This window comes from Sphingomonas sp. PEI4, assembly GCF_056679955.1.
In genome coordinates, this window is the sequence record NZ_CM155258.1 from 3,653,983 (window position 1) to 3,678,890 (window position 24,908).

Annotated in this window: 25 protein-coding genes; 11 read left to right on the top strand and 14 right to left on the bottom strand. The window is 65.5% G+C overall.

Going from position 1 to position 24,908, the window contains the following annotated elements; translation table 11 throughout:
- Positions 1-54: 54 nt before the first annotated feature.
- From AC1MLZ_RS16890 to AC1MLZ_RS16910, 5 genes are all read left to right on the top strand, one after another.
- A complete protein-coding gene (locus tag AC1MLZ_RS16890; RefSeq protein ID WP_480959486.1) occupies positions 55-525 on the top strand; it encodes a MarR family winged helix-turn-helix transcriptional regulator in 471 nt (156 codons plus the stop codon).
- Positions 522-1,931, top strand: a complete 1,410-nt coding sequence (locus AC1MLZ_RS16895; RefSeq protein ID WP_480959487.1) for an efflux transporter outer membrane subunit — start codon at positions 522-524, stop codon at positions 1,929-1,931. The genes AC1MLZ_RS16890 and AC1MLZ_RS16895 overlap by 4 nt, the downstream gene beginning before the upstream one ends.
- Positions 1,928-3,085: an EmrA/EmrK family multidrug efflux transporter periplasmic adaptor subunit gene (locus tag AC1MLZ_RS16900; protein WP_480959488.1), complete on the top strand. Its 1,158-nt coding sequence runs from the start codon at positions 1,928-1,930 to the stop codon at positions 3,083-3,085. The genes AC1MLZ_RS16895 and AC1MLZ_RS16900 overlap by 4 nt, the downstream gene beginning before the upstream one ends.
- Before the next feature lie 289 nt (positions 3,086-3,374).
- On the top strand, positions 3,375-4,925 hold the full coding sequence (locus AC1MLZ_RS16905; protein ID WP_480959489.1) for a DHA2 family efflux MFS transporter permease subunit: 1,551 nt from the start codon (positions 3,375-3,377) through the stop codon (positions 4,923-4,925).
- A gap of 147 nt (positions 4,926-5,072) precedes the next feature.
- Entirely contained in the window at positions 5,073-5,348 is a 276-nt protein-coding gene (locus AC1MLZ_RS16910) for a hypothetical protein (protein WP_480959490.1), read from the top strand.
- 12 nt (positions 5,349-5,360) lie between these two features.
- Here the strand turns inward: AC1MLZ_RS16910 and AC1MLZ_RS16915 are convergent, their stop codons facing one another.
- On the bottom strand, positions 5,361-6,410 hold the full coding sequence (locus AC1MLZ_RS16915; RefSeq protein ID WP_480959491.1) for a lactonase family protein: 1,050 nt from the start codon (positions 6,408-6,410) through the stop codon (positions 5,361-5,363).
- Positions 6,411-6,726: 316 nt separating this feature from the next.
- Here AC1MLZ_RS16915 and AC1MLZ_RS16920 point away from each other — a divergent pair, with 316 nt between their 5' ends.
- Positions 6,727-7,002, top strand: a complete 276-nt coding sequence (locus AC1MLZ_RS16920; RefSeq protein ID WP_480959492.1) for a hypothetical protein — start codon at positions 6,727-6,729, stop codon at positions 7,000-7,002.
- A 22-nt stretch (positions 7,003-7,024) separates the two neighbouring features.
- Here the strand turns inward: AC1MLZ_RS16920 and AC1MLZ_RS16925 are convergent, their stop codons facing one another.
- The 7 genes from AC1MLZ_RS16925 to AC1MLZ_RS16955 all read right to left on the bottom strand — a co-directional run bounded on the left by AC1MLZ_RS16925 (position 7,025) and on the right by AC1MLZ_RS16955 (position 16,114).
- A complete protein-coding gene (locus AC1MLZ_RS16925; protein WP_480959493.1) occupies positions 7,025-7,297 on the bottom strand; it encodes a hypothetical protein in 273 nt (90 codons plus the stop codon).
- 83 nt (positions 7,298-7,380) lie between these two features.
- Positions 7,381-8,790 (bottom strand): efflux transporter outer membrane subunit, encoded by a 1,410-nt coding sequence (locus AC1MLZ_RS16930; RefSeq protein ID WP_480959494.1) that lies wholly within the window; start codon positions 8,788-8,790, stop codon positions 7,381-7,383.
- Positions 8,791-8,800: 10 nt separating this feature from the next.
- Positions 8,801-11,995 (bottom strand): efflux RND transporter permease subunit, encoded by a 3,195-nt coding sequence (locus tag AC1MLZ_RS16935; RefSeq protein WP_480959495.1) that lies wholly within the window; start codon positions 11,993-11,995, stop codon positions 8,801-8,803.
- Positions 11,996-12,116: 121 nt separating this feature from the next.
- Positions 12,117-13,394 carry an efflux RND transporter periplasmic adaptor subunit gene (locus AC1MLZ_RS16940; protein WP_480959496.1) on the bottom strand — a complete coding sequence of 426 codons (1,278 nt, stop codon included), beginning with the start codon at positions 13,392-13,394 and terminating at the stop codon, positions 12,117-12,119.
- Positions 13,391-13,789: a hypothetical protein gene (locus AC1MLZ_RS16945; RefSeq protein WP_107953860.1), complete on the bottom strand. Its 399-nt coding sequence runs from the start codon at positions 13,787-13,789 to the stop codon at positions 13,391-13,393. Before AC1MLZ_RS16945 ends, AC1MLZ_RS16940 begins: the two co-directional genes overlap by 4 nt.
- Before the next feature lie 344 nt (positions 13,790-14,133).
- A complete protein-coding gene (locus AC1MLZ_RS16950; protein WP_480959497.1) occupies positions 14,134-14,748 on the bottom strand; it encodes a TetR/AcrR family transcriptional regulator in 615 nt (204 codons plus the stop codon).
- 64 nt (positions 14,749-14,812) lie between these two features.
- On the bottom strand, positions 14,813-16,114 hold the full coding sequence (locus AC1MLZ_RS16955) for a UDP-glucose dehydrogenase family protein (RefSeq protein WP_480959498.1): 1,302 nt from the start codon (positions 16,112-16,114) through the stop codon (positions 14,813-14,815).
- 131 nt (positions 16,115-16,245) lie between these two features.
- Between AC1MLZ_RS16955 and AC1MLZ_RS16960 the strand changes: the two genes are divergently transcribed.
- Complete coding sequence (locus tag AC1MLZ_RS16960) at positions 16,246-16,716, top strand: phasin family protein (RefSeq protein ID WP_480959499.1); 471 nt, start codon at positions 16,246-16,248, stop codon at positions 16,714-16,716.
- A 119-nt stretch (positions 16,717-16,835) separates the two neighbouring features.
- Here AC1MLZ_RS16960 and AC1MLZ_RS16965 read toward each other — a convergent pair whose 3' ends face one another.
- Together AC1MLZ_RS16965 and AC1MLZ_RS16970 are read right to left on the bottom strand one after the other, a co-directional pair.
- A complete protein-coding gene (locus AC1MLZ_RS16965) occupies positions 16,836-17,834 on the bottom strand; it encodes an inorganic phosphate transporter (protein ID WP_480959500.1) in 999 nt (332 codons plus the stop codon).
- Positions 17,835-17,993: 159 nt separating this feature from the next.
- Positions 17,994-19,112 (bottom strand): DUF47 family protein, encoded by a 1,119-nt coding sequence (locus AC1MLZ_RS16970; protein WP_480961595.1) that lies wholly within the window; start codon positions 19,110-19,112, stop codon positions 17,994-17,996.
- A 195-nt stretch (positions 19,113-19,307) separates the two neighbouring features.
- Between AC1MLZ_RS16970 and AC1MLZ_RS16975 the strand changes: the two genes are divergently transcribed.
- Positions 19,308-19,472, top strand: coding sequence for a hypothetical protein (locus AC1MLZ_RS16975; protein ID WP_480959501.1), 165 nt, complete (start codon positions 19,308-19,310; stop codon positions 19,470-19,472).
- A gap of 133 nt (positions 19,473-19,605) precedes the next feature.
- Here the strand turns inward: AC1MLZ_RS16975 and AC1MLZ_RS16980 are convergent, their stop codons facing one another.
- Complete coding sequence (locus AC1MLZ_RS16980) at positions 19,606-20,931, bottom strand: MFS transporter (protein ID WP_480959502.1); 1,326 nt, start codon at positions 20,929-20,931, stop codon at positions 19,606-19,608.
- Positions 20,932-21,046: 115 nt separating this feature from the next.
- Between AC1MLZ_RS16980 and pgsA the strand changes: the two genes are divergently transcribed.
- From pgsA to AC1MLZ_RS16995, 3 genes are read left to right on the top strand one after another with little or no spacing between them, the layout of a single operon-like run.
- The gene (pgsA, locus tag AC1MLZ_RS16985; RefSeq protein WP_480959503.1) at positions 21,047-21,598 is read left to right on the top strand and encodes a CDP-diacylglycerol--glycerol-3-phosphate 3-phosphatidyltransferase; all 552 of its coding nucleotides are present in this window, start codon (positions 21,047-21,049) and stop codon (positions 21,596-21,598) included.
- Between the two features lie 2 nt (positions 21,599-21,600).
- Positions 21,601-21,858 (top strand): molybdopterin converting factor subunit 1, encoded by a 258-nt coding sequence (gene moaD / locus AC1MLZ_RS16990; RefSeq protein WP_480959504.1) that lies wholly within the window; start codon positions 21,601-21,603, stop codon positions 21,856-21,858.
- Positions 21,855-22,304: a molybdenum cofactor biosynthesis protein MoaE gene (locus AC1MLZ_RS16995; protein WP_480959505.1), complete on the top strand. Its 450-nt coding sequence runs from the start codon at positions 21,855-21,857 to the stop codon at positions 22,302-22,304. Before moaD ends, AC1MLZ_RS16995 begins: the two co-directional genes overlap by 4 nt.
- Before the next feature lie 109 nt (positions 22,305-22,413).
- Here AC1MLZ_RS16995 and AC1MLZ_RS17000 read toward each other — a convergent pair whose 3' ends face one another.
- The 3 genes from AC1MLZ_RS17000 to AC1MLZ_RS17010 form a co-directional block, all read right to left on the bottom strand.
- Positions 22,414-23,028, bottom strand: a complete 615-nt coding sequence (locus AC1MLZ_RS17000) for a fasciclin domain-containing protein (RefSeq protein ID WP_480959506.1) — start codon at positions 23,026-23,028, stop codon at positions 22,414-22,416.
- A gap of 136 nt (positions 23,029-23,164) precedes the next feature.
- Positions 23,165-23,788 carry a fasciclin domain-containing protein gene (locus AC1MLZ_RS17005; protein WP_480959507.1) on the bottom strand — a complete coding sequence of 208 codons (624 nt, stop codon included), beginning with the start codon at positions 23,786-23,788 and terminating at the stop codon, positions 23,165-23,167.
- Positions 23,789-23,876: 88 nt separating this feature from the next.
- Positions 23,877-24,779 carry a hydrogen peroxide-inducible genes activator gene (locus tag AC1MLZ_RS17010; RefSeq protein ID WP_480959508.1) on the bottom strand — a complete coding sequence of 301 codons (903 nt, stop codon included), beginning with the start codon at positions 24,777-24,779 and terminating at the stop codon, positions 23,877-23,879.
- Positions 24,780-24,908 lie beyond the last annotated feature (129 nt).

A 24,908-nucleotide genomic window follows, 5' to 3' on the forward strand; every position in this document is an offset into this window, starting at 1 on the left:
AGGCATGCAAAACGCGCAATTGACTGCCTGGGCAATGGTTGCCATGGCAACGAAATGGCGTTTTATACCAAGACAGGGTTCGGCCCGGACTGTTCGCTCGGCTACCTCGCGCGGCGGATCCATCAAATCGGGCAGAGCCTGATCGAGCCGGTGTTCGCGGCGGAGGGACTTTCCGGCACGCAGTGGTCCGCGCTCATGTCGATGATGGCGGGCCGCGCTACGACATGTGCCGACCTCGCGCGGGATCTTTCGCATGACAAGGGTGCGACGACGCGGCTGGTCGACGCGATGGAGCAGAACGGCTGGGTCACGCGGTCGCGCGCGAGCGACGACCGGCGGGTGCTCAATCTGGAACTGACGCCCGACGGCGAGGCGGTCGCGATCCGGTGTCGCGATAGAATCATCGAATACTGGAATACCCTGCTGACGGGTTGGGACCGGACCGAAATCGAGACGCTGATCGAACTGATGCAGAAGCTCCGCACCACGCTGGACGATGCTCTGACCGAAGGACGCCGAGCATGAAGACGGGCTTTACATTTGCCTCGATCACGGCGGCGGGGTTGCTGGCAGGATGCGCGATCCCGGCGTCCAAGACGATCGTGGAGCCGGTATCGACCACCGCACTCGGGCTGGCTTCGGACGCCGCGCCGGTGATGGCCGCCGACTGGTGGCGCTCGTTCGGCGATCCGCAACTCGATCGGCTGGTGCGCGATTCGGTCGCGGGCAGCCCGTCGCTCGATGCGGCACTGGCACGGGTCGCGCAGGCGCAGGCGGTGCTGTCGACGCGCCGGGCGGACAATGGCCCCGACGTGACGCTCGACGCGCAGGAGCAACTCGCGCGGTTAAGCGGGCGCTACACGATCCCGCCGCCCTATGCCGGGTCTACGCGGTTCGTCGGCTCGACCGCGGCGAACCTCAACTGGAACCTCGACCTGTTCGGGCGCCAGAAGGCCGCGATCGAAGGTGCGCGGGCGTCGGTGCGCGCGGCTTCGCTCGACGTCGCGGCGGCGCGGATGGCGCTGTCGGGGGCGGTGGTGCAGACCTATATCGATCTCGAACGGGCCGAGGCGCAGGCGGGCATCGCGCAGCGGACGATCGCCACGCGCCAGAATTCGCTGCGGCTGGTGAACGTCCGGATTCGCAACAATCTGGCGAGCAAGCTCGACGCGCAGGCCGCGACGACGCTGCTGGCGCAGGCGCGACAGGCGTTGCTGCGGGCGCAGGCGGCACAGGTGCTCGCGAAGAATGCGCTGGCGGCGCTCGCCGGGCGCGGGGCGGATTATCCGGCGACGATCGGTGCGACTGCGTTTCGGCTCGATGCGGCATTGCCGTTGCCTAGGACCGTACCCGCCGACCTGCTTGCGCGGCGTGCCGATATCGCGGCGGCGCAGGCGCGGATCGAGGCTGCGGCGGCCGGGCGACAGGTTGCGCGGAAGGCGTTCTATCCGAACGTCAATCTGGCGGCGCTGGCGGGGTTCCAAGCGGTCGGGCTCGGCAATCTGTTTTCGCTCGATGCGGGCACCGTCGGGGTCGGACCGGCAGTCCACCTGCCGATCTTCGACAATGGCCGGTTGAAGGCGGACCTCGCGGGCGCGACTGCCGCGCTCGATCTTGCCACCGCGGATTATAATGACCGGGTGATCGGTGCGGTGCGGGAAGCGGGCGACGCGGTTGCGCGGATTGGGGCGCTCGACGCGGACCGGCAGCGACAACGCGAGGTGGTGCGCGGCTATGCCGAGACCGGCCGGCTTAATGCGATCCGTGTGTCGAGCGGCCTCGATAGCCGGCTCGACCTGGTCGACAACGACGTCCGCACGCTGGTTGCCGAACAGGCCGATGCCGACCTCGCCGCCGATGCCGCGCAACAGCGTGTGCAACTCGTGCTGGCGCTGGGTGGTGGTTATGATTTTCAGGGGATGACGCGATGACCGATACGCAAATGCCTGCTGCTGCTCCAGCCGGCAACCCGCGCGCCCGGAAGCGTGCGCTGACGATTCTTGGCGTGGTCGTCGTGATCGGCGCGATCGTGTGGGCGGTGTTCCACTTCCTGCTCGCCGCCCCCGAACAGGAGACGGACGACGCCTATGTCGCGGGCGACGTGGTGGCGATCACCGCGCGTGATCCCGGGCAGGTGACGGCGATCCATGCGGACAATACGCAGGTCGTGAAGGCGGGTCAGCCGCTGCTCGACCTCGACGCCGCGACCGCGGATGTCGGTGTCGCGTCGGCTGAGGCCGAATTGGCGCGGGCGGTGAGGGCGACACGGTCGGACTTCTCGAAGGTGAACGAGACCGGGGCCGCGGTCGTGCAGGCGGAGGCCGAACTGACGCGGGCGCGGAACGACCTTGCGCGTCGTCGCGGGGCGGCGGCGGAAGGCGCGATTTCGGGCGAGGAACTGAGCCACGCGGCGGACCAGGTGAAGGTGGCGAGCGCGACGCTGCAACTCGCGCGCAGCCAGCAGGCGCAGTCGCGCAACGGCGTCGTCGGCACCACGGTGTCGAACAACCCGGCGGTACTGGCGGCGATCGCGGCCTATCGTCGTGCGGCGATCACGCGGAGCCACATGCACGTGGTCGCGCCGATCGACGGCGTCGTCGCACAGCGGACGGTGCAGCTCGGGCAGCAAGTGTCGGCGGGGCTGCCGTTGATGGCGGTGGTGCCGCTCGACCGGGTGTGGGTCGATGCGAACTTCCGCGAGACGCAGTTGCATGATCTCCGGATCGGCCAACCGGCGACGGTGACGGCGGACATGTACGGCGACGATCTGGTCTATCACGGGCATGTCGTCGGCCTCGGCGCGGGCAGCGGCAACGCGTTCGCGCTGTTGCCGCCGCAGAACGCGAGCGGCAACTGGATCAAGATCACGCAGCGCGTGCCGGTCCGCATCGCGATCGACAAGGGCGAGTTGCGGCGTAACCCGTTGCGGGTCGGGCTGTCGGCGAATGTGATCGTCGATACCGCGAACAAGTCGGGGACGATGGTCGGCCGGCCTGCGGTGACGGCGTACAAGGGACTCCAGACCGGGCAGGGCGATGCCGCGGTCGATGCCAAGATCCGCCAGATCATTGCGGCAAACCGCTGATGATTTTGCGCCGTTCACTCCGGTCTTGCTGGGTTGGTACCGGCGCCCCCCTCCTTGTTCTCCCGCGAAGGCGGGAGTCCAGTCTGGGTCCCCGCCTTCGCGGGGAAACAGTCTGTTTGCTGACCACCGCCCTTCACGCAGCGCCACCCCGGCGGAGGCCGGGGCCCAACTGGAGAGGTGGTCGTAACGGCGTGCCGTCTTTCGTCAGCGGTGTTTCCCAATTGGGCCCCGGCCTTCGCCGGGGTGGTGGCTTGGTTGAGGTTCACCTTTCCGAACGGAGTGCCACCTGATGGCATCCCCTTCCAGCGCCGGCGCCGGTCCCGCCCCGCTAGTCGGCGGCTCGCTAGCCCTCACCGCGTTCGCGCTCGCGCTCGGCACCTTCATGCAGGTGCTCGACACGACGATCGCTAACGTCTCGCTACCGACGATCGCCGGCAACCTCGGCGTTTCCAGCGACAACTCCACCTGGATCGTCACCGCGTTTGCGGTCGCCAACGGCGTCGCGGTGCCGTTGACCGGATGGTTGATGGGCCGGTTCGGCGTGGTGCGGACGTTCTGCGTGTCGGTCTTCCTGTTCACGATCGCATCGTTCCTGTGCGGGATCGCGTGGGACCTGCCCTCGCTGATCGGCTTCCGCATCCTCCAGGGCGCGGTGTCCGGACCGATGATCCCCGGCAGCCAGGCGCTGCTGATCGCGATCTTCCCCGTCCATAAACGCTCCACCGCGCTCGGCATCTGGTCGATGACGACGCTGGTCGCGCCGATCATGGGACCGATTCTCGGCGGCTACATCTCCGACAACTACCATTGGAGCTGGATTTTCCTGATCAACGTGCCGTTCGGGATGTTCTGCGCGTTCGTGTGCTGGAACAAGCTCGGCAAGCGCGACACGCCGACGCGGAAGCTGCCGATCGATCAAGTGGGCCTGATCCTGCTGGTGATATGGGTCGGTGCGCTGCAGATCGTGCTCGATCTCGGCAAGAACGACGACTGGTTCGCCGCCGACCGCATCGTCATCGCCGCGGTCGTCGCAGCGATCGGCTTTATCGGCTGGATCATCTGGGAACTGACCGACGCCAACCCCGCCGTGAACCTGTCGCTGTTCAAGAGCCGCAACTTCACGATCGGGACGATCGCGTTCTGCCTCGGCTATGCGGTGTTCTTCGCCAACACGCTGCTGCTGCCGCTGTGGTTGCAGACGCAGCTCGGCTATACCGCGACCTGGGCAGGGCTCGTCGCCGCACCATCGGGCGCGGTGGCGGTGATCCTGACGCCGTTCGTGGCCCGACTGAGCGGCAAGATCGACGCGCGTATCCTCGCCACCGTGGCGTTCGCGTCGTTCGGCTACTCCTATTACCTGCGTTCGGGCTACACGACAGGCGCGAGCTTCTACGACCTCATGTGGCCGCTGATGGTGCAGGGGATCGCGATGAGCACGTTCTTCCTTGCGATGCTGACGATCTCGCTCGATCGCATTCCGGCGGAGCGGCTGCCGTCGGCGACCGGCATCTCGAACTTCGCACGCATCACCTCGGGCAGTTTCGCCGCGTCGATCATCACGACGGCATGGGATCGCCGCGAGACGCTGCACCAGAGCCGATTGTCGGAAGCGATCGGCACCGGGTCGCCGTATCAATTGGCGCAGGGCGCACTCACGCGGATGGGGCTGACCGATGTCCAGGCGGCGGGTGCGATCACGCGGCAGATGGTGGCGCAGGCGTATCTGCTCGCGTCTACCGACCTGTTCCGTGTTTCGGCCTGGCTGTGCCTCGCGATGGTCATCATCGTATGGTTCACGCGGCGTGCCAGTCCGCCACAAGGGCCGATCGCGGCGGATTGAATCGCAGCGGATTGATCAGCCGACTGTCGTTTTCTTACGACCGGCGGATCGTCGTACGATTTCCCGGCAATAGAAACGTTATCGCAACCACTTGGCCCCTAACGCTGCGTTTACCAGATACGAAATGCCTGTGGGGGGCCAGATACCATGATGATCAAGAACACCGCTTTGCGGATCGCTTCCGTATGTCTTTTTTCGAGCGCTGTACCCGCCTGGGCCGGCGCGCCGCTGACGTGCATGCAGTCCGTCAGCAAGCCGCGACTGGTATGCGACGAAGGGGCCTGCGTCCGCGTGTCGGTCAATGATCTGTGTGACGCGGTTCGCGCATCCTATTCGATCAAGCGCCGGACGTTGAAGCCGCTGCGGATCGACGCGAACCCGGTCCGCGACGAACTGACCCTGCTGATCGCCCGGGTCAGCTGACCCGGTTGAGCGTCAGCTGAGGAGGGCGAATGCGGCGCCGGGAACGGTGACCGCGAGGTCGGTCACGGCGAGCGTTCCGTCCGGCAGGATATCGAGCAGCGTAACCCGGTGATCGCGTTCGTGGACGACGATCATCCGCTGCTCGGCTTCCAACATCAGAAAGAACCGTGGCGACGTGCCACCACTGGCGACATGCTGGATCGGTGTCGCGTCGCCGTGCGTATCGAGCGCGAAGACGGCGATGCTGTCATGGCCGCGGTTCGACACGTAGAGCCTGTCGCCGGCAGAATTGCCACCGATATGCGCGACGATGTTCGCGCCCTGCCACGCAAGCGGAAGCGTCGAAAGCGTTGCGCGTTCGTGCAAGCCGGCATTCTCCAAATCCAGCACCACCAGCGCGCTCGTCAGCTCGCAGACGAGGTACGCCGTGCGCGGGTGACGCGGGTGGAACAGCATATGGCGCGGCCCCGATCCCGGCGGCGCGGCAAACGCAGTGCGCGGCGTGTCGAGGATGCCTCGGTCGGCGTCGAACGGGAATGCGAGGATCTCGTCCGTGCCCAGATCGGTGGCGTACAGCGTCCGGTTGTCCAGGCCGAAGCCGACCCAGTGCGCGTGCGGCGAAAGCTGGCGTTCGCCGTTCGGTCCGCTGCCGAGATTGGCGTGCACGAAGGGCGGGGCGATCGGCAGTCCGTTCGCATCGAGCCGGTACAACGTGACGCTGCCGCTCATGTAGTTGGCGACCGCGACCCAGGATTGCGTGGCGTCGAGCACGACATGGCAGGGCGCCGCGCCGCCGGTCGTGACGTTGGCGAGACGGATCCAATTACGGTTCGCATAGCGGTGTACGCCGAGCATCCCCTCGTCGCGCTCGTCGACCAGATAGTGCAGATCGAACCGTGACGAGTATGCGCCGAACGAAGCGTTCGGTGCATCGCCATGGGCAGTGCCGATCGCCAGCCGATCGCTACCATCGAGCAGCGGATACAGGCCGGCCCCGCCGCCGCCGGCATAGGTCCCGATCCAGCGGCGGCTGTTCAGGGCGGGCGGCTCGGGATCGATCATGTCGGTGCGTCTAACGCCGTTTCGCTGCATCGTCACACGCGGACCGCATGTCGCGGTTCAGATCCTCAACAACCCGATCAACTGCTCGCGGTACAACAGCGCCAGCTCTTCGTGCATCCGTGCAACGCCGGGGTTCGGTGCGTGGCGCGCCAGGACGGATTGGTCGTCCATGCGATGTTCGATCACGGATGGCGGCGGCAGCATATTCATCGCCACCTTGCTGGACCATTTGTATTGCGGTCGAATTTCGCGAGACGGTTAACATCCTGCAGTTCCGTCCAGATGCGCGTTTCCCGGGCTGGCGTTGCCGATAGCCTTGGCCTACCTCGGCGTCATGGGCGATCTGGATAGACTGGTTCCTTCGGGAATCATCGAGCAATGGGTCTATCACCTGCGACGGCAGCGTTCGCGGGCGACGGACGCGATATGGCTGATAGAACAGGGCTTCACCCTGCATGACGGCCAGGACGGCATACCGCAGCACGATGCGACTGCCCGCTGGCGCGCCGAGCAGGAGACCATCGTGGCGGAAGTGACCGCGTTGCTCGCGCTCTATGACGGCATCAACCTGGGCAAGGCGGATATCGCCTGAGCCGAGGCGTCCTGCCCGTGTCCTACGTGGCGTCGCCGTAGCTCTCGCGGATCAACCAGCCGGTATGCTGCAGCGACGAACTCTGCGGCGGTTCGGCGTCGGGCATCCCGGTGACCAGTTCGGCCGATGCAGCGAGTTGCAGATGGTTCTCGCTCAGCAGCAGATGCGCCGCGCGACCCGCATCTGACTGCGAACGGCGAGCGAGGGCCTTTTCCTGCGCGGCCCGACCCTGATGATACTGAACCTGCGCATGCCACGCCTCAGTGCTCGCGGTCGGTAGGGTGTTGTCGTTCATGATGACCTCCATCGCCATGATCAGCTTGATGCACTTTAGTTGCGGGCGTGTTGTAAAAGTTGGTTAATGCGTCGGGCGGGTCTTCAAACGGGCTTGGGCGCGGCTTGCCAGCCGCCACCGAGCGCGCGGAACAGGTCGACTTGCGCACCGGCTATGCGCGCGTTCGCTGCGGCTAGGTCAGTATCCGTGTCGGCTAGCGTGCGTTCCGCATCGAGTACGTCGAGGAAGTCGATCTGGCCTTCGCGTTGGCGGGCGCGGGTGATGCGGGCAGCGGTGGCGGCGTTGTCGTGCGCGGACTGTAGCTGCGTGCGGCGGTCGAGTTCGCGGGCGTAGTTGGACAGCGCGGTCTCGGTTTCCTCCAGCGCGGTGAGGACGCTGCCGTCGAAATTGGCGAGCGCGCCGCGGGTGTCGGCTTCGGCACCGGCGATGCGCGCGCGGGCGGCGGACTGGTTGAGCGACCAGTTGAGGAGGGGGCCGAGCAGCCAGCGGATCGGACCGCCGGTGAAGACGTCGCCGACGCTTAGCGCGGTAGAACCGATCGAGCCGCCGAGTGAAATCTGCGGATAGAGCGCGGCGGTCTGGACGCCGATCCGCGCGGTTGCGGCGGCGAGGCGGCGTTCGGCGGCGTGGACGTCGGGGCGGCGTGCGAGCAACGCCGCGCCATCGCCGATCGGGATCGGCTGATCGAGACGCGGCGTCGTCGTGCGCGCGCCGGCGGTTGCGGGCAGGTCCTGCGGGGTGCGACCGGTTAGCGTGGCGAGGCGGAAGAGTGCCGCCTGACGCTCGGCTTCGATCTGTGGGATGTTGGCGGCGCGCTGGTCACGCAAGGCTGCGATCCGAACCTGATCGAGGCGAGCGGCGCGACCGGCGTCGACGCGTTTGCCGGTCAGCGTGTTCGACTTGTCGAGCAGGTCGACGATCCGCCGGGCGACCGCGAGACGCTCGGCGGACGAGGCTGCGTCGACATAGGCGCGGGTGGTGGCGGCGACGATGGAGACGCGGACGGCGTCCGCATCGGCTTGCGCTGCACCCACGTCGCCGCGCGCGGCTTCGACGTTGCGGCGAACCCGGCCGGCGAGATCGACCTCATAGCTGACGTCGAGGCCGACGTCGTAAGTCGCACGCTCACGGTCGAGGCCGGGGAAGGACTGAAGTTGCGAGGTGCGGGCGTAATTGCCGCTCGCGCCTGCGTTCACCTGTGGCTCGCGGTCGGTCTTCGCGCCGCGCAGTGAGGCGCGGGCGCTGTCGAGCCGCGCGACCGCGACGCGGAGGTCGGTGTTCGCTGCCAACGCATCCGCGACGAGGCCGTCGAGGACCGGGTCGCGGTACATCCGCCACCAGTCGTTGTCTGGCGCCGTCGTAACCGTTGCGGCGTTGGCGGTCGCGAACGACGCCGCCGCCTTGGGTGGAGTGATCGGGGCGACATAGTCGGGGCCGGCGGCGCACGCGGCGAGCGTCAGCGCCGAGAGGCTCGCGAGGAGGGCGGACTTCATGATGCTGGTCCTATTCGGCTGGCTGAAGGGTCGGCTGGGCAGCGGCTGAGCCCCCGCTTGCTGGACGGCGGCGTTCGAACCGCAGTGCCAGCGCTCGCGCGACGACATAGAAGGTTGGGGTGAAGAGCAGCCCGAATCCGGTCACGCCGATCATCCCGAAGAATACGGCCGTCCCAAGCGCCTGGCGGAGTTCCGCACCGGCACCGGTCGCGATCACCAGCGGCACCGCGCCGAGAATGAAGGCGAAGCTCGTCATCAGGATCGGCCGCAACCGGTCCTTCGCCGCGCGCACCGCGGCCTCGACGGGGGTAAGGCCGTCCTGTTCCTCGGCCTGCTTGGCGAACTCGACCACGAGGATCGCGTTCTTTGCGGCGAGCGCAATCAGCACGACCAGGCCGATCTGCGTGAGGACGTTGTTGTCCATACCTCGCAGGTTCACGCCGGTCATCGCCGCGAGCAGACACATCGGCACGATCAAGATGATCGCGAGCGGCAACGTCAGGCTCTCATATTGCGCGGCGAGCACGAGGAAGACGAACACCACCGCCATGCCGAAGACGAGCGCAGCGGTGCTGCCTGCTGCCTTTTGCTGATAGGCGATGCCGGTCCATTCATGCGCGTAGCCGGCGGGAAGCGACGCATCGGCGAGCTTGTCCATCGCGACCAGCGACTGGCCCGAGGAATAGCCCTTGGCCGTGTCGCCATCGACCTCGACTGCGGGGAAGAGGTTGTAGCGGACGACGCGGTAGGGTCCGGTCTTGTCCTTGAAGGTCGAGACCGAGCCGACCGGGACCATCTGGCCCGAGTTGGAGCGTGTCTTCAGGTTGGCGATGTCCGCGGTGGTGTTACGGAACGGTGCGTCGGCTTGAGCCGTGACGCGGTAGGTGCGCCCGAGCAGGTTGAAGTCGTTGACGAACGCCGAGCCGAGATAGACCTGCAACGCCTCGAACACGCGCTCCGGTGGAACGCCGAGGAGGTTGGCCTTGGCACGATCGACGTCGGCGAAGATGCGCGGCGTGGCGGTGTCAAAGAAGGTGTATATCTGGGCGAGACCCTTGGTCTGGTTCGCCTGGCCGATCAGCGCGTAACTCGTCTTGCCGAGGTCGGCATAGCCGTGGCCGCCCTGGTCCTGCACCATCAGGCGATAGCCGCCGGCCGAGCCGATGCCTTGGATCAGCGGTGGCGGGACGATCAGCAGGCGCGCTTCGGTGATGTCGCCCGTCACCTTCTGCGACTCCGCCATGATGCTCGCCAAGGTGACGCCGAGTTTCTTGCGTTCCTCGAAGCTCCTCAGCGGGATGTACGCGGCGGCCGAGTTCGGCGCGAGCGTCTGCGAGGGGCCGTCGAAGCCCGCGAGCATAACCGCGCCCTTGACGCCGGCGAGCGGCAGGATGCGTTTCGCGACCTTCTGCATGACGGCGTCGGTGCGCTCGACCGAGGAGCCGGGCGGAAGCTGGATGACGGTCAGGAAGTAGCCCTGATCCTGCGCGGGGACGAAGCCGGACGGGGTGACCATGAACACGCCCACGGTGACCGCGATCAGCGCGGCATAGGCGATCATCATCCGCTTCGGCGCGGTGACGAGGCGTGCGGTGAGGCGGGCGTAGCTCTCGCTCATCCGCTCGAAGCCGCGGTTGAAGGCATCGCCTGCGCGTCGCAATGTGCGGGTCAGACGGTTGCCGGAGTCCGCGGGTGCGGTCGGCTTGAGCAGCATCGCGGCGAGTGCCGGCGACAGCGTCAGCGAGATGAGCAGCGAGATGATCGTCGCGGTCGAGATCGTCACCGCGAACTGGCGGTAGAATGCGCCCGACAGGCCAGTGAGGAACACGGTCGGGATGAACACCGCGCACAGCACGAGCACGATCGCGACGAGCGCGCCCGAGACTTCGTCCATCGACGTGCGCGCCGCCTCGAGCGGGGAAAGCCCGTGTTCGAGGTTGCGCTCGACATTCTCGACCACGACGATCGCGTCATCGACGACGATGCCGATCGCGAGGACGAGGCCGAACAACGACAGGTTGTTGAGGCTGTATCCGGCGGCCGCAAGCACCGCGAAGGTGCCGATCAGCGAGACCGGGATCGCCACGATCGGGATGATCGCCGCGCGCCACTTTTGCAGGAAGACGAGAATGACGAGCACGACGAGGATCATCGCCTCGAAGAGCGTATGCTTCACCGCGTCGATCGACTGGGCGATGAACTCGGTCGGGTTGTAGATGACCTTGTATTCGAGGCCCTTGGGGAAGCGCTTCGACATCGACTCCATCTCGGCGGTGACGGCCTGCGCCGCGCCGAGGGCGTTCGAGCCGGGACGCTGGAAGACCGCGGCGATGACCGTGGGCTTGCCGCTGAGATAGGTATTCGCGCCGTAATCCTGCGCGCCCAGTTCGACGCGGGCGACGTCCGAGACGCGGACCTGGCGGCCTTGCGCGTCGGTGCGGATGACGACGTCGGCGAACTGCTTGGGATCGGTCAGGCGCCCTTGCGTCTCGACGTTGAGCTGGAAGGCGCTGTTTCCCTTGTCATAGGGCGGCTGGCCGAGCGTGCCCGCGGCGACCTGGACGTTCTGCGCGCGCAGGGCGGCAACGATCTCGCCGGCGGTGAGGTCGAGCGCGGCGGCGCGGCCGGGGTCGATCCAGACGCGCATCGAATAATCGCGCGCGCCGAACAGCTGCACGTCGCCGACGCCGTCGATGCGGCTGAGGCGATCGCGGACCTGCGTCAGCGCGTAGTTGGAGATGTAGCCGCGATCGAGCGAATTGTCGGGCGAGACGAGGTTCACCACCATCAGGAAGTCGGGCGACGTCTTGCGCGTCACCACGCCGAGACGTTGCACGTCTTCGGGCAGGCGCGGGACGGCGATCGCGACCCGGTTCTGGACGAGCACCTGGGCCGCATCGAGGTCCGTGCCGATCTTGAAGGTCACGGTGATCGTGACCCTGCCGTCGCCGGTCGATTGCGACGACTGGTACAGCATGTTGTCGACGCCGTTGATCTCCTGCTCGATCGGCGCGGCAACAGTCTCGGCGACCGTCTCGGCCGAAGCGCCGGGATAGTTCGCGGCGACGGTAACGGTGGGGGGGACGATGTCGGGATATTGCGACACCGGCAGCGTCATGTAGGCGATCGCACCGACGATCGTGATGATCACCGCGATCACGCCCGCGAAGATCGGCCGGGTGATGAAGAAGCGCGAGAAGCGCATGGGAATTTCCTCGGTAGAGGGGCGCGCCCATTCGCTCCGTCATCCTGATGACAATCAGGATCCAGAGCCAACAGCGTGACGTTTCGAACTCTGGATCCTGACTTTCGTCAGGATGACGATCTTACTTGGCGAGTGTGGCTTCACCCGAGATGGGCTGCACCGACGCCGGCGCAGTCGCACCCGAAGCGATCACGATCCGACCGACCTTCGGCGCAACGGTCGCGCCGGGCATCGCCATCTGCGTGCCCTGAATGATGATCCGGTCGTTAGGCCCGATCCCTGAGCGCACGATCCGCAGCCCGTCGACCACCGGCCCAAGCTCAACCGGCTTCTGGCTCACGACGTTCTTCGCATCGATGGTCAGCAGAACCTTCCGCGCCTGATCGGTCTGCACCGCATCGTCCGGCACCAGCAAAGCCTGCCGCGTCCCCGCACTCGCGAGGCGCATGTTGCCGAACATCCCCGGCGTCAGGAAATACCCTGGGTTGGCGAGAACCGCGCGGCCACGGATCGTGCCCGAACGCTGATCGAGCCCGTTGTCGGTGAAGTCGAGCTTGCCCTTCCAGCGATGCTCGGTCTCGTCCTGCAATTGGATCTCGACCACCGCCGGCGTCGCGCCGGGCTGACGTGCGCGCTGCGTCTTGAGGTACAATGCCTCGGAGCCGTCGAACGTGAAGTAGATCGGGTCGAGCGCGTTGATCGTCGTCAGCACCGTGCCGCCAGTGCCTTCGCCGCCCGCGACCTGGTTGCCGGCATCGACGCGGCGATCGGAGATGCGACCGCCGATCGGCGCGCGAACCTGGGTGAAGCCGACGTCCAAAGCGCGAGCACGTTCGCGAGCCTGTGCCGCGGCGAGTGCGGCCTGGGCTGCTTCGAGCCTCCCACGCAACGCGTCGACTTCGCCTGCCGAGACCGCTTCGTCAGCGACCAATCGTTGTGCGCGACCGAGATCGGTGCGGGCGAGCGACAAGGCGCTGCGTGCGCTAGCGACGTTGGCATGTGCCTCAGCCAAAGCGGCCGCGAACGGGCGGGAGTCGATCGTGAAGAGCAGTTGGCCCTTGCTGACGATCTCGCCATCGCGGAAATGAATGCCGGTGACTTCGCCGGCGACGCGCGGACGGATCTCGACGGTGCGGCTCGGTGCGAACCGGCCGACATAATCGTCCCATTCGCTCACCTGCCGCACCAATGGCGACGCCACCGTGACCGAGGCGGGCGGGGGGGCCGCCATCGCCGCGTCGGGATGGTCGAACATCCTCACACCGACCGCACCGAGCAGCGCGATCGGCACGAGCACCATCGCGCCGCGCTGCCATGCCGGGCGTCGATGACGGTCCGTGGGTGGCGAAGACGCGATTTCGGCGTCGTTCGCGGCCGTGATCGTGGTAAGTTGGTTCACGCTGCGATGCTCCGCTTCTGCTGGATGCCGACGCGCATGCCGGTCACGCTCTCGACGAGCGTTTCAATCTGTGCCTCGGCAAAGCCGGCGGCGAGGAAGCCCTGGATCTCGGCCATCGGCAGCGCGAAGCCGCGGCGCCAGGCGTATACTGCCATGCGCCGCAGCGCTTCCAACCGGGGATCGGCGAGCCGCGACGCGGTGCTCAAGCCGAACAGGCTGCCCATTGCGCGCGACATGCGGCTCGGGCCGGACAGGCTGCGCAACGTATCGCGCTTGGCGAGCGCGATGACGCTCCATTCCAGCGCGGAAAAGCCGGTCGGCGCGGGGGCGGCGACCGTCTGGGTGCGGCTGGTGACGGGCGAAGCGAACATGTTGTCGAGGTCGAGATAAGCCATGGGATTGTCCCCCTTTTGATCTTGGGCAAGCGCTGGCCTTCGTCGGTGGATGGTCCACCGACGTCAGCTGGTCGCAGGGCGTGCGCGGTCGTTGCCGGCACATCATGTGCCGCGCTTGCCCGCTTGAGTTTTTATGGGTCCGGTCGGCCGAAGCCGTCTGTGTTAGGTGGTGACCGTAGTCATGGGTTGCTGTCCCCGGTTGCCCCATCCGAAGTAGGAGAGAGCTTCGATACCAGTCGGTATATAAACCTGGGGTTCATCTAGTCAACAGACTTTTGTACCGGCCGGTATTTTTTATCGCTACCGTAACAAAGCGTGACTTTTATGTCGGCGAGCCGACAGGGTTATTTGGTCGGCCATACCGACATGGCGGTCTCGACAAGCTGGTTCAGCTCAGTGCACGTTGCGCCCGATCCACTCTGAATCGTCAAACCCTGCATGATCGCGAACAGATACCGCATCAAGGCGTGCGACTCGAGGCCATCGGGAAATTCACCCGCGGCCTTTGCTTCGTCGAACCTGCGGATCAAGGCGGCTTCGGACGACGCGCGGCGCTTCGCAACCTCGGCCTTGATCGGCTCGGCTTCCGGGCTGCATGCGACGCTGCTGATGACGCTCAGGCAACCCTTGGGATCGCACGTGCTTGACTGCATTTGCAACGCGCCGCGCAATAGCCTTTCCGCTACGGCGCGCGCGGTCGGTGCGTCGAGCGCAGACGTCATATAGGCAAGCTTTTCACGCTCGTAGAGGTCGAGCGCCTTATGAAAAAGCGCCTCCTTATTGCCGAACGCCGCGTAGAGACTGGGCTTGGTTATCCCCATCTCGGCGGTCAGTTCCGCCATCGACGCGCCCTCGTACCCGTTGCGCCAGAACACGCGCAGCGCACCCGCCAGCGCTTCGTCGAGATCGAACTCGCGGGGGCGGCCCTTGGGGGCGGTGAGCGTGCAAAGCCTATTCATACCGTTCGGTATATAGTGAGAGCGCGCAAAAGGTCCAGTGACTGGAACATGTTGCCGGGGACGCTCACCGACCGACGGCTGTATAGGCGAACCCGGCCTGCTCGACGTCGGCGCGCTGATAGACGTTACGCAGGTCGACCATCACCGGCCCGGCCATCACGCGCTTCAAACGCGCAAGATCGAGCGCGCGATACGCGTCCCATTCGGTCACGATCACGACCGCGTCGGCACCCTCGGCCGCGTCGTAGGCGTCGGTGCAATAGACGAGGTCGGGCATCATCGCCTTGGCCGGCGTCATGCCTTCGGGATCGTGCGTGCGGACCGATACGCCGGCATCGGCAAGCGCGGTCGCAATCGCCAGGCTGGGAGCATCGCGCATGTCGTCGGTGTTGGGCTTGAACGTCAGGCCGAGCAGCGCGACGGTCTTGCCGCGCGGATTGTCACCGAGCGCGTGCAGCACTTTACGCCCCATCGCGCGCTTGCGGCTGTCGTTCACCTTCACGACGGCTTCGACGATGTGGACCGGCGTGTCGTAATCCTCGGCGGTCTTGAGCAGCGCCAGCGTGTCCTTGGGGAAGCACGAACCGCCATAGCCTGGCCCGGCGTGGAGGAATTTCTTGCCGATCCGGTTGTCGAGCCCGATCCCGCGCGAGACGTCCTGCACGTCGGCACCGACTGCCTCGCACAGATCCGCGATCTCGTTGATGAAGGTGATCTTGGTCGCGAGGAACGCGTTGGCCGCGTATTTGATCAGCTCGGACGTACGTCGGCCGGTGAACAAAATCGGTGATTCGTTGAGATACAGCGGACGATAGACGTCGCGCATGACCTGCTTGGCGCGCTCGTCCTCGGTGCCGATGACGATCCGGTCGGGGCGCTTGAAGTCGCCGATCGCGGCGCCTTCGCGGAGGAATTCGGGGTTGGAGACGACTGCAACCTCTACGTCCGCGCGCTTCTCGCGGAAGATCGCCTCGACGCGGTCGCCGGTGCCGACCGGGACGGTCGATTTGGTCACGACGACGGTCGGTCCGGTGACCGCCGCGGCGATTTCCTCAGTCGCAGCAAACACATAGCTGAGATCGGCATGGCCGTCGCCGCGACGCGACGGCGTGCCGACCGCGATGAAGATCGCATCGGCCCCCGCGACCGCGCTGGCGAGATCGGTGGTGAAAGCCAGCCGGCCGGCGGCGACGTTGGACGCAACGAGCTGGTCGAGGCCGGGCTCGAAGATCGGCATCCGGCCGGCGAGCAGCGCGTCGATCTTCGCCTGGTCCTTGTCGACGCAGATCACGTCATGACCGAAATCCGAAAAGCAGGCGCCGGACACCAGGCCAACATAGCCAGAACCGATCATCGTGATGCGCATGGACGTTCCCCGTAAAAGCGTGGCGACCTATCGGGAGTAATGCGCCCGCGTGCAAGCTGGCGGTAGCAACCAAAGCCGATCATACCAGTTGAAACTTCGACCAAACGGCAGCGCAGCAGAGGAGCGAGACGATGGCGGACGACTTCAAGCAGTCAGTCAATGAGGGGGCCGATGACCGGGCCGATGACGGGGCGAACGCGAGCAAGGCGGCGACCGACCGCGCGGCGGATGCGGCTAAGGGCGCGGCGGACACGATGCGCGAGAATGCCGAGAAGGCGCGCGGCGCGTTCTCGGAGAAGATCATCGATCCGGCACGGCGCGCAGGTGAGGCGATGAAGGAATCCGGCGGCAAGATCGCGGAGGGCGGCGCGACGATCGGCAAGGCGATGATCGACCAGGCCGAGCAGAACGCGCGTGAAGCCTTCGCGGCGATGCGCCAGGCGGCGAGCGCCAGCGATCTGACTCAGGTCATGAAGATCCAGGGCGATTACCTGCGCGAACAGAGCCAGCGGAGCATGAGCCAGGCGCGCGAGATCGGCGAGCTGATCATGAAATTCGGCAAAGACGCGGTCGCACCGTTGCAGGGCGGCGGGATCAAATAGGCGGTCCGACCGATATGCTGCGCCCCGTTTTGCGGTGGAGCGGCGTACGGACGAGCAAGAACGCCGCCACTCCGCCACTATAACGGAGCCGCGGCGTACCAGCCTCAATCATTTCGCGCTTAGACGAACAATCCGACCAGCCAGTACGTGCCGGCGCCGATCAGTCCCGCAGCGGGCAGGGTCAGCGTCCAGGCGACGACGATGTTGCTCGCGACGTTCCAGCGGACGGCGGACAGCCGTCGTGCGGCTCCGACGCCGACGATCGAGCCGGTAATAGTGTGCGTCGACGACACCGGGATGCCCCAGAAGGTGGCGGCGAACAGCGTGATCGCGCCGCCGGTCTCCGCGCAGAATCCCTGAGCAGGTGTCAGTCGCGTGATCTTCGAGCCCATCGTATGGACGATCCGCCAGCCGCCCGACAGCGTGCCGAGCGCCATCGCGGCCTGGCACGACAGCACGACCCAAAGGGGTACGTGGAACTCGCCACCGAGCAGACCCTGCGAATAGAGCAGCACGGCGATGATCCCCATCGTCTTCTGCGCGTCGTTGCCGCCGTGGCCGAGCGAGTAGAGCGCGGCCGAGATCAACTGGAGTTTGCGGAACCGCTTGTCGACGCCGAGCGGGGTGAGCTTGAGGCTGGTCCAGGCGACGGCGAGCACCAGCACCAGCGCGAGCATCAGGCCGATCGCTGGCGAGGCGAAGATCGCGACGACGGTGGCGATGACGCCCTTCCAGACGATCGCGCCAAAGCCGACCTTCGCTATGCCGGCGCCGAGCAGGCCGCCGATCAACGCATGGCTGCTGCTCGACGGGATGCCGAGCACCCAGGTGATGACGTTCCACGCGATCGCGCCCATCAGTGCGGCGAAGATGACCTGCGCGTCGATGACGTGCGCCTGGACGATCCCGGTGCCGACGGTCTGCGCGACGTGGAGCCCGAACACTGCGAACGCGATGAAGTTGAAGAACGCCGCCCATAGCACGGCGTATTGCGGCTTCAGGACGCGGGTGGAGACGACGGTCGCGATCGAGTTCGCGGCGTCGTGGAGGCCGTTCAGGAAGTCGAACAGCAGCGCTATGCCGATGAGGCCGATGAGGAGGGGGAGGGAGAGGATCATGCGCGGACGCCCATCCGTGCTCGATTACCCCAATCTATCTGTTCTCCCGCGAAGGCGGGAGCCCAGGATACCAATCGGCGTCGTGGCTGAGATTCCTGGACCCCCGCGTTCGCGGGGGAACAGCGGAGCTGGTTGTCGTCTCCCTCGAGCGCGAAGCGTTCAAGCATGGTCGATGACCAGCCCCTGGATTTCGTTCGCGACGTCTTCGAAGCGGTCGACGATCTTTTCCAGGCTGCTGTAGATCTCGCGGTTGATGATGAAGGTCATCGGGTCTGCACTGATTTTCGATGCCTGGAACAGCGCGCGCAGGCCCGTGTCGTGGATATCGTCGGCATGCCCCTCGATCTGGATCAGTCGCGCGGTCAGGTCATGCAGCCGGCCCGAATTGGTGCCGAGCGAGCGCAGCAACGGGATGGCCTCGGCGGTAATCCGCGCGGCCTCGACGATGATCCCCGCCATGTCGCGCATCTCGGCCGAGAATTCGGTCACTTCGTACAGCGCGATCGCGTTGGCGGTGCCGTTCATCTGGTCGATCGCGTCGTCCATCACGCCGATCAGGTCGGTGATCGCGCTGCGGTCGAACGGGGTCACGAACACGCGGCGGACGTCCTGAAGAACCTCCCGCGTGATATCGTCGGCCTCATGCTCGCGGCGGACGATCTCGGCGATCTGGCCCTCGATCGAGCCCTCGCCGTGCAGCAGCCGTGCGAGCGCATCGGCGCCGGCGACCAACGTCGCGGCATGCGCGTCGAACAGTTCGAAGAACCGCCCCTGCTTCGGCATCAGCGACTGGAACCAGCCCAGCATCGGAATTCTCCTTTTCGCACTCGTGCGTACGACGGGTAAGATACGTTGCGCGAACGACGCCGGGATCGGCGGCTCGCGGAAAGCAGCGATCAGCGCCTTCAGGCCGGGCTCATTGACAGCGTCTGCCGCGCGATCAAGCGTAAACCAGCGGGTGTCGCGCTGTTCGCGCTCGGGCCAGTCGTCCAGTTGCTCGACGAACGCGAGCGGAAACACGGTGACGACCATGTCGCGGTAACGGCCGGTGCGACGGCGCTTGCGGTAGGCGAACTGCCCGACCGGGGAGGGGCAGGGGATGCCGCGGATCCCGGCTTCCTCATAGGCTTCCTGTGCGGCGGCCTCGTGGCTGGCGAGGCCGACGATCGGATTGCCCTTGGGGATCACCCAGCGGCCGGTATCGCGCGAGGTGATCAGCATCACGCGCGCGTGCCCCGCCTCGTCGATCACATAGGGAAGCGCGCCGATCTGCTCGATGGTCCAAGTCCTTGCGCCCGCAGAATCGCGGGGAAAGCCGGGAGCTTATACGCGGTTATTCCCCAAGGATAGCGGTTCGGCGGAGGCTTTGAGAGCCGTTACCGCAAGCCCAGATCTGTCCCATTGCCGGACGCCGCGACCTTAACCACTTTTGTCACTGGTCCAATTGGTAAACGCGGCGTTAACGTTTGCATCATGACCAGACGCCTAGTCCTTACCAACGAAGCCGCACGCCATCCGATGCGCCGATCGTTGCCGCCGCCGGTGATCGTCAAAAGGAAGAACGACGATCAGGACGTGAAGCTGTTCCTGCTCAGCTTCGCGGCGTTCTTCACCTGCTTCTACAGCTTCATTTTCTGAGGCCACGATCCTCCCCCGCCAGGGGGAGGTGGCTGGCTCTTGCCAGACGGAGGGGGAGGAAAGGGAAACCATTGTTCCGTGTCCTCCCCCTCTGTCACCTTCGGCGACACCTCCCCCTGGCGGGGGAGGATGGTCATCCTCGAAGCGTAGGCAAACACCCGATCGCATCGTCGTCGCAGGCCCGGTGCAGCTTCTGCGCGAGCCACGCCGAGACGAGGCACATCGCTGCCACCAGGAACAGCATGTCCTCCGGCGTCACGCCCATTGCTGTAATCCCGATGACGAGGATCGAGCCGATCGTCATCGCGCCCGAATTGACGACGTTGTTCGCCGCTACGGTGCGCGCGGTCTGGTCCTTCTCGACGGTCGTCGTCAGGAACGCATAGAGCGGCACGACGAACATCCCGCCGGTGATCGCGATCGCCAGCAGCGTTGCCAGCACCGGGATTGCAGCCGGCTGATGAATGAACCCGGCCCAGTCGTAATAATGCCCTGCCGGCGCCGGCGTCCAGTTGCGCGCGAGAAACGAGAACAGCACGACGAAGCCGCCCATCGCGATCACCGAGGCAGGCGAGAACTTCGCGGAAATGCGCCCGCGCAGCATCGAGTTGATCACGACCGAGCCGATCGCGACTCCGACCGAGAACACTGCAATCACGAAGCTCGCGACTCGCTCGTCGGCGGTCAGCACGTTCTTCACCAATGGCGGGAAGACGATGATCAGCACCGCGCCGATCGTCCAGAAGAAGCTGATCGCGACGATCGCAAGGAACAGCCGCGGGATGTGGAGCGTCGCGCTGATCAGCCGCCAAGACGCGGTGAACGGGTTGTAGTCGAGCTTCAGCGGTGGCCCTTCGCGCGGTGCTGGCGGCACTTGGCGGCCGGAGAACCAGCCGATGACCGCGACGATCAAGACGCTGGCGGCTGCGCCTTCGATCGGAATCCACCCTGCGGTCACGGTGCCGAGCAGGATCGCGAGATACGTCCCGGCCTCGACGAGCCCCGTGCCACCGAGCACATCGCACGGTTTCAGATGTTGTGGCAGGATCGCGTACTTGATCGGCCCGAAGAACGTCGAATGCACGCCGAGGCACAGGACCGCGCCGAGCATCAGGCCGATCCCCAGTGACGGATGACCGGCGCGCGCGACCATCAGGCCCGTCGCGCCCAGAATCATGATGCCGATCTCGACCGTCTTCACGATCCGGATGATCCGCGCCTTGTCATGGCTGTCTGCCAATTGCCCGGCGAGCGCGGACAGCAGGAAGAACGGCAGGATGCCGAGTCCTGTCGCCAACGCGTTGAAGTTCGCCTCCATCTTCGGATCGTTGAAGACGGCATAGGTCGCGAACAGGACCATCGACGTCTTGAACAGATTATCGTTGAACGCGCCGAGGAACTGCGTGGTGAACAGGGGCAGGAAGCGACGTTGCTTCAGCAACCCGAGGGCATTGAGCATGACGGGAAATAGCCCTGATCGTGGCAGAAATATGCCGAACCCTTAGCCCAGCGTCATCCGCGCGCCAACGCTTAAACCGGTTTCGCCCCGCGACCGACCGGTATAGAGGTGGTGGGTGCTGAGCTTGCCTAACCTCCTGACATTGTCGCGGATCGTCGCGGTGCCCCTGCTGGTCTGGTTCCTGTGGTGGCCCGACTGGGAAGCGGGGTACGGCATTGCCTTCGTGTTGTATTGCCTGATGGGCATCACCGATTACTTCGACGGGTACCTCGCACGCTCTAGCGGCGCGGTATCGCGGCTGGGCATTTTCCTCGATCCGATCGCGGACAAGATCATGGTCGCGGCGGTGATCCTGATCCTCGTCGGCACGCGCGATATCGCCGGTATCCATGTGATCGCGGCGCTGGTGATCCTGCTGCGCGAGATCGCGGTGTCTGGCTTGCGCGAGTTCCTGGCGCAGGTGCAGGTCTCCGTACCGGTATCGCAGCTCGCCAAGTGGAAGACGACGCTGCAGCTCGTGTCGCTCGGCGGCATCATCCTCGGCGGCGCGGTGCCCGAGATGGTCTGGGTCCATACCGTCGGCATCGTCGCGCTATGGGGCGCGGCGGTCCTTACGTTGCTGACCGGGTGGGATTATCTCCGCGTCGGCCTGAAGCACATGGACTAATCATGACGATACGGATGGTGTATTTCGCCTGGGTGCGCGAGCGTATCGGCACGGGCGAGGAGTCGGTCGAGCCGCCTGCAAGCGTCGTGACGGTGGCGAATCTGATCGAGTGGCTCGCCGAGACGAGCCCGGCGCATGCGGGTGCGTTCGAGAACCGATCTCGGTTGCGCGCGGCGATCGACCAGGACTTCGTGCCGCTCGATACGCCGATCGGTCGGGCACAGGAGATCGCGATCTTCCCACCGGTGACGGGCGGATGATCCACATCTCCGTCCAGCAGCCGCCGATCGATATCGCAGCCGAGATGACGCGCGCCGAAGCCGTCGGGGCAGGGGCGGTTGCCACGTTTACCGGGCTGGTTCGTGCTGACGACGGTGTCGGTACGCTCGAACTCGAGCATTATCCCGGCGCGACCGAAGCTGCGTTGCTCAAGGTTGCCGAAGGAGCGATCTCGCGCTGGGATTTGAGTGCGGCGATCATCGTGCACCGCGTCGGGCCGATGCATCCGGGGGAGCGAATCGTGTTCGTCGCGGCGACGGCGGCGCATCGCGGCGCTGCGCTCGAGGCCTGTGCGTATCTGATCGATCGGCTGAAGACCGACGCACCGTTCTGGAAACGCGAAACGCGCGGGGTTGAAGCTAGCTGGGTCGAAGCGCGCGATAATGATCACGCCGCCGCAGCACGCTGGGATAACGCCAGCCGCTAGCGCAAAGCTTGTTCTTCCGCGAAGGCGGGAGCCCAAGCTGGATCCAAGCCTTTGCGGGGAAACAAGAAACGGGCCGCGATCTCATTAGAGTTCGCGGCCCGCAAGTACATCAGCCGAGCTTCGGAACGCTCATGCCGTTGGTCAGATGGACGACGCCGTTCGTTTCCTTGATGTCGGCCGTATCGACGTAAGACTTGATCCCGGCGGTGTCGGTCAACTCGATGTTGCCGTTCGGTCCGAGCGAGGCGATCAGCGGCTGGCCCGCGAGCGTGGTCAGCGTCGCCTTGCCACCGCCTGCGGTGATCTGCGCCTTAAGCTGGTCCGAAGTCACTGCGCCGGCGACGACGTGATACTTGATGATCGTCGCGAGCGTCGGCGCCGACTCAGGCTTCAGCAGCGTGTCGAGAGCGCCGTCCGGCAGTCGCGTGAACGCCTCGTCGCTCGGTGCGAACAGCGTGTACGGACCGGGGCCTGCAAACGTCGTCTGGAGCTTTGCAGCCGTTACCAGCTTGGCGAGCGTCGCGCGGTTCGGCAGCGTCGGCAGTGCGGCCGCGATGGTAGTCGTCGGCGCGGCGGTCGGTGCGGCTGGCGTAGCGGGCGCTGGTGCCGCCGTCGTGGTGGCGGGTGCCGTCGGAGCCGCGGGAGCGGCCGTCTGAGCGGTCGCGCTGGCCGCAAAGATCATGGTCGACGCGGTAGCAAGGATAAGGTTCGTCTTAACAGTCATCTGCAACTCCAGCTGTTATGAATGGGGCGGTAGGAACTCTAACGAAACGATCTGGGCGTAGCGCCTACGGACGTTCAACAGTTATGCCGACAGGTCGCGGCATCGATGCGATGAACCGAGCCGAATGCTCTCTGGATCAGCTCAGTTTAGGCACGATTACGCCGTTGACGACGTGGACGACGCCATTCGACTGGCGAACATCGGCGGTCTCGACATAGCTCTTGTTACCGTTGACGTCGGTCAGCGCGATCACCGCGCCGACCAGCGTTGCCGTGATGGGATCGCCCTCGACCGTGGTCAGCGTCGCCGTGCCGCCGCCTGCGGTAATGCGCTGACGCAGATCGTCCGCCGTAATCGCGCCGGGCACGACGTGATAGGTCAACACCTTCGTCAGCGATGCCTTGTTCTCGGGCTTGAGCAACGTGTCGACCATCCCCGGAGCAAGCCGCCCGAACGCATCGTTGGTGGGTGCGAACACCGTAAACGGCCCCGGACCCGAAAGCGTGCCGACGAGGTCGGCAGCCTTCACGGCGGCAACCAGGGTCGACAGGTTCGGGGCGGCCGATGCGTTGTCGACGATCGTCCGGGTCGCCATCATCGGAACGCCGCCGACGGTGGGATTGGCGACCGCGGGCGGGCCGTTCGGCACCGCTAACGCCGGATTAGTCGACGGACTGGCCACGTCGTCCTTCGATTTGCCACTGCACGCAGCAAGCGCCAACGCGCTCGTCATCAGCAATAGCGGAAGCGTCTTCGACATCATCGGGTCTCCAGCGGAAGTGGGAATCATACGATCGAACGCCGAGATGGTTGCGCATCCGTGCCGATCCTGCGCCTAGTAGAGTCGGTTACTGAACGTCGGCCAGCGCCTTCGCCATCAACCGAAAGTCCTTTTCCCGCGGACTCGCCCGTCGCCAGACCAGCGCGATCTTGCGCACCGCATTGATCTCGTCGAGCGGACGTGCGGTGATGTTGGTGTTGTCGAGGATACCGGCTTTCAGCGCCATCTCCGGCAGCATCGTGATCCCGAGCCCGTTGTCGACCATCTGCACGATCGTGTGCAGCGACGTCCCGAGCATGGTCGCTTCCGCGCGCAATTCGGGGCGGTTGCACGCGCCCAGCGCATGATCCTTCAGGCAGTGCCCGTCTTCAAGCAGCAGCAGTCGCGTTTCGTCGATAGCCGACGCCGGAATGGCGGGCAGCGCGGTCGGTTCTTCGCCCGAGGGATAGGCGACGAACAGGCGGTCCTCGAACAGCGTTTCGGACGTCACTTCGCCGCACGCATAGGGGAGGGCGAGCAGCACGCAGTCGGTCCGTCCGTTGTGCAGCCCCTCGCAGGCCGGCCCACTCGGTTCCTCACGCAGGAACAGCTTCAGATCGGGGTAATCCTTCCGGAGTCGCGGCAGGATCCTCGGCAGCATGAACGGAGCGATCGTCGGGATCACGCTCATCCGCATGTCGCCCGACAGCGGCTGGCCCGCGGCGCGCGCCATGTCGCCCAGTTCCTCTGCCTCGCGCAGCACGCGCCGCGCCTTGTCGGCGATCCGGTCACCGAGTGGCGTGAACCGTACGACTCGTCGAGTACGTTCGACCAGCACCACGCCGATCAGCGTTTCAAGCTCGCGCAGACCTGCCGACAACGTCGATTGCGTCACGAAACACGCCTCCGCAGCGCGTCCGAAATGGCCGTGGTCCTTCAGCGCAACCAGATATTGCAACTGTTTCAACGTGGGTAGGTAAGTCGCAGCCATTAATCGCCTCTATCGATCATGAGATGCTAAATAGAGCGTTGGATCGATTACACCAGCCCCCATATACCGCATTGCACAACGACCGAGCGGGACAACCGCCGCCTTTGAGGATGCCTGGAGCAAAGATTT

What these genes read in the sequence shown, in the direction of transcription:
- AC1MLZ_RS16890 (WP_480959486.1), top strand. Translation starts at nt 55, where the DNA reads ATGGCGTTTTATACCAAGACAGGGTTCGGCCCGGACTGTTCGCTCGGC.
- AC1MLZ_RS16895 (WP_480959487.1), top strand. Translation starts at nt 522, where the DNA reads ATGAAGACGGGCTTTACATTTGCCTCGATCACGGCGGCGGGGTTGCTG.
- AC1MLZ_RS16900 (WP_480959488.1), top strand. Translation starts at nt 1,928, where the DNA reads ATGACCGATACGCAAATGCCTGCTGCTGCTCCAGCCGGCAACCCGCGC.
- AC1MLZ_RS16905 (WP_480959489.1), top strand. Translation starts at nt 3,375, where the DNA reads ATGGCATCCCCTTCCAGCGCCGGCGCCGGTCCCGCCCCGCTAGTCGGC.
- AC1MLZ_RS16910 (WP_480959490.1), top strand. Translation starts at nt 5,073, where the DNA reads ATGATGATCAAGAACACCGCTTTGCGGATCGCTTCCGTATGTCTTTTT.
- AC1MLZ_RS16915 (WP_480959491.1), bottom strand. Translation starts at nt 6,410, where the DNA reads ATGATCGATCCCGAGCCGCCCGCCCTGAACAGCCGCCGCTGGATCGGG.
- AC1MLZ_RS16925 (WP_480959493.1), bottom strand. Translation starts at nt 7,297, where the DNA reads ATGAACGACAACACCCTACCGACCGCGAGCACTGAGGCGTGGCATGCG.
- AC1MLZ_RS16930 (WP_480959494.1), bottom strand. Translation starts at nt 8,790, where the DNA reads ATGAAGTCCGCCCTCCTCGCGAGCCTCTCGGCGCTGACGCTCGCCGCG.
- AC1MLZ_RS16935 (WP_480959495.1), bottom strand. Translation starts at nt 11,995, where the DNA reads ATGCGCTTCTCGCGCTTCTTCATCACCCGGCCGATCTTCGCGGGCGTG.
- AC1MLZ_RS16945 (WP_107953860.1), bottom strand. Translation starts at nt 13,789, where the DNA reads ATGGCTTATCTCGACCTCGACAACATGTTCGCTTCGCCCGTCACCAGC.
- AC1MLZ_RS16950 (WP_480959497.1), bottom strand. Translation starts at nt 14,748, where the DNA reads ATGAATAGGCTTTGCACGCTCACCGCCCCCAAGGGCCGCCCCCGCGAG.
- AC1MLZ_RS16955 (WP_480959498.1), bottom strand. Translation starts at nt 16,114, where the DNA reads ATGCGCATCACGATGATCGGTTCTGGCTATGTTGGCCTGGTGTCCGGC.
- AC1MLZ_RS16960 (WP_480959499.1), top strand. Translation starts at nt 16,246, where the DNA reads ATGGCGGACGACTTCAAGCAGTCAGTCAATGAGGGGGCCGATGACCGG.
- AC1MLZ_RS16965 (WP_480959500.1), bottom strand. Translation starts at nt 17,834, where the DNA reads ATGATCCTCTCCCTCCCCCTCCTCATCGGCCTCATCGGCATAGCGCTG.
- AC1MLZ_RS16975 (WP_480959501.1), top strand. Translation starts at nt 19,308, where the DNA reads ATGACCAGACGCCTAGTCCTTACCAACGAAGCCGCACGCCATCCGATG.
- AC1MLZ_RS16980 (WP_480959502.1), bottom strand. Translation starts at nt 20,931, where the DNA reads ATGCTCAATGCCCTCGGGTTGCTGAAGCAACGTCGCTTCCTGCCCCTG.
- moaD (WP_480959504.1), top strand. Translation starts at nt 21,601, where the DNA reads ATGACGATACGGATGGTGTATTTCGCCTGGGTGCGCGAGCGTATCGGC.
- AC1MLZ_RS16995 (WP_480959505.1), top strand. Translation starts at nt 21,855, where the DNA reads ATGATCCACATCTCCGTCCAGCAGCCGCCGATCGATATCGCAGCCGAG.
- AC1MLZ_RS17000 (WP_480959506.1), bottom strand. Translation starts at nt 23,028, where the DNA reads ATGACTGTTAAGACGAACCTTATCCTTGCTACCGCGTCGACCATGATC.
- AC1MLZ_RS17005 (WP_480959507.1), bottom strand. Translation starts at nt 23,788, where the DNA reads ATGTCGAAGACGCTTCCGCTATTGCTGATGACGAGCGCGTTGGCGCTT.
- AC1MLZ_RS17010 (WP_480959508.1), bottom strand. Translation starts at nt 24,779, where the DNA reads ATGGCTGCGACTTACCTACCCACGTTGAAACAGTTGCAATATCTGGTT.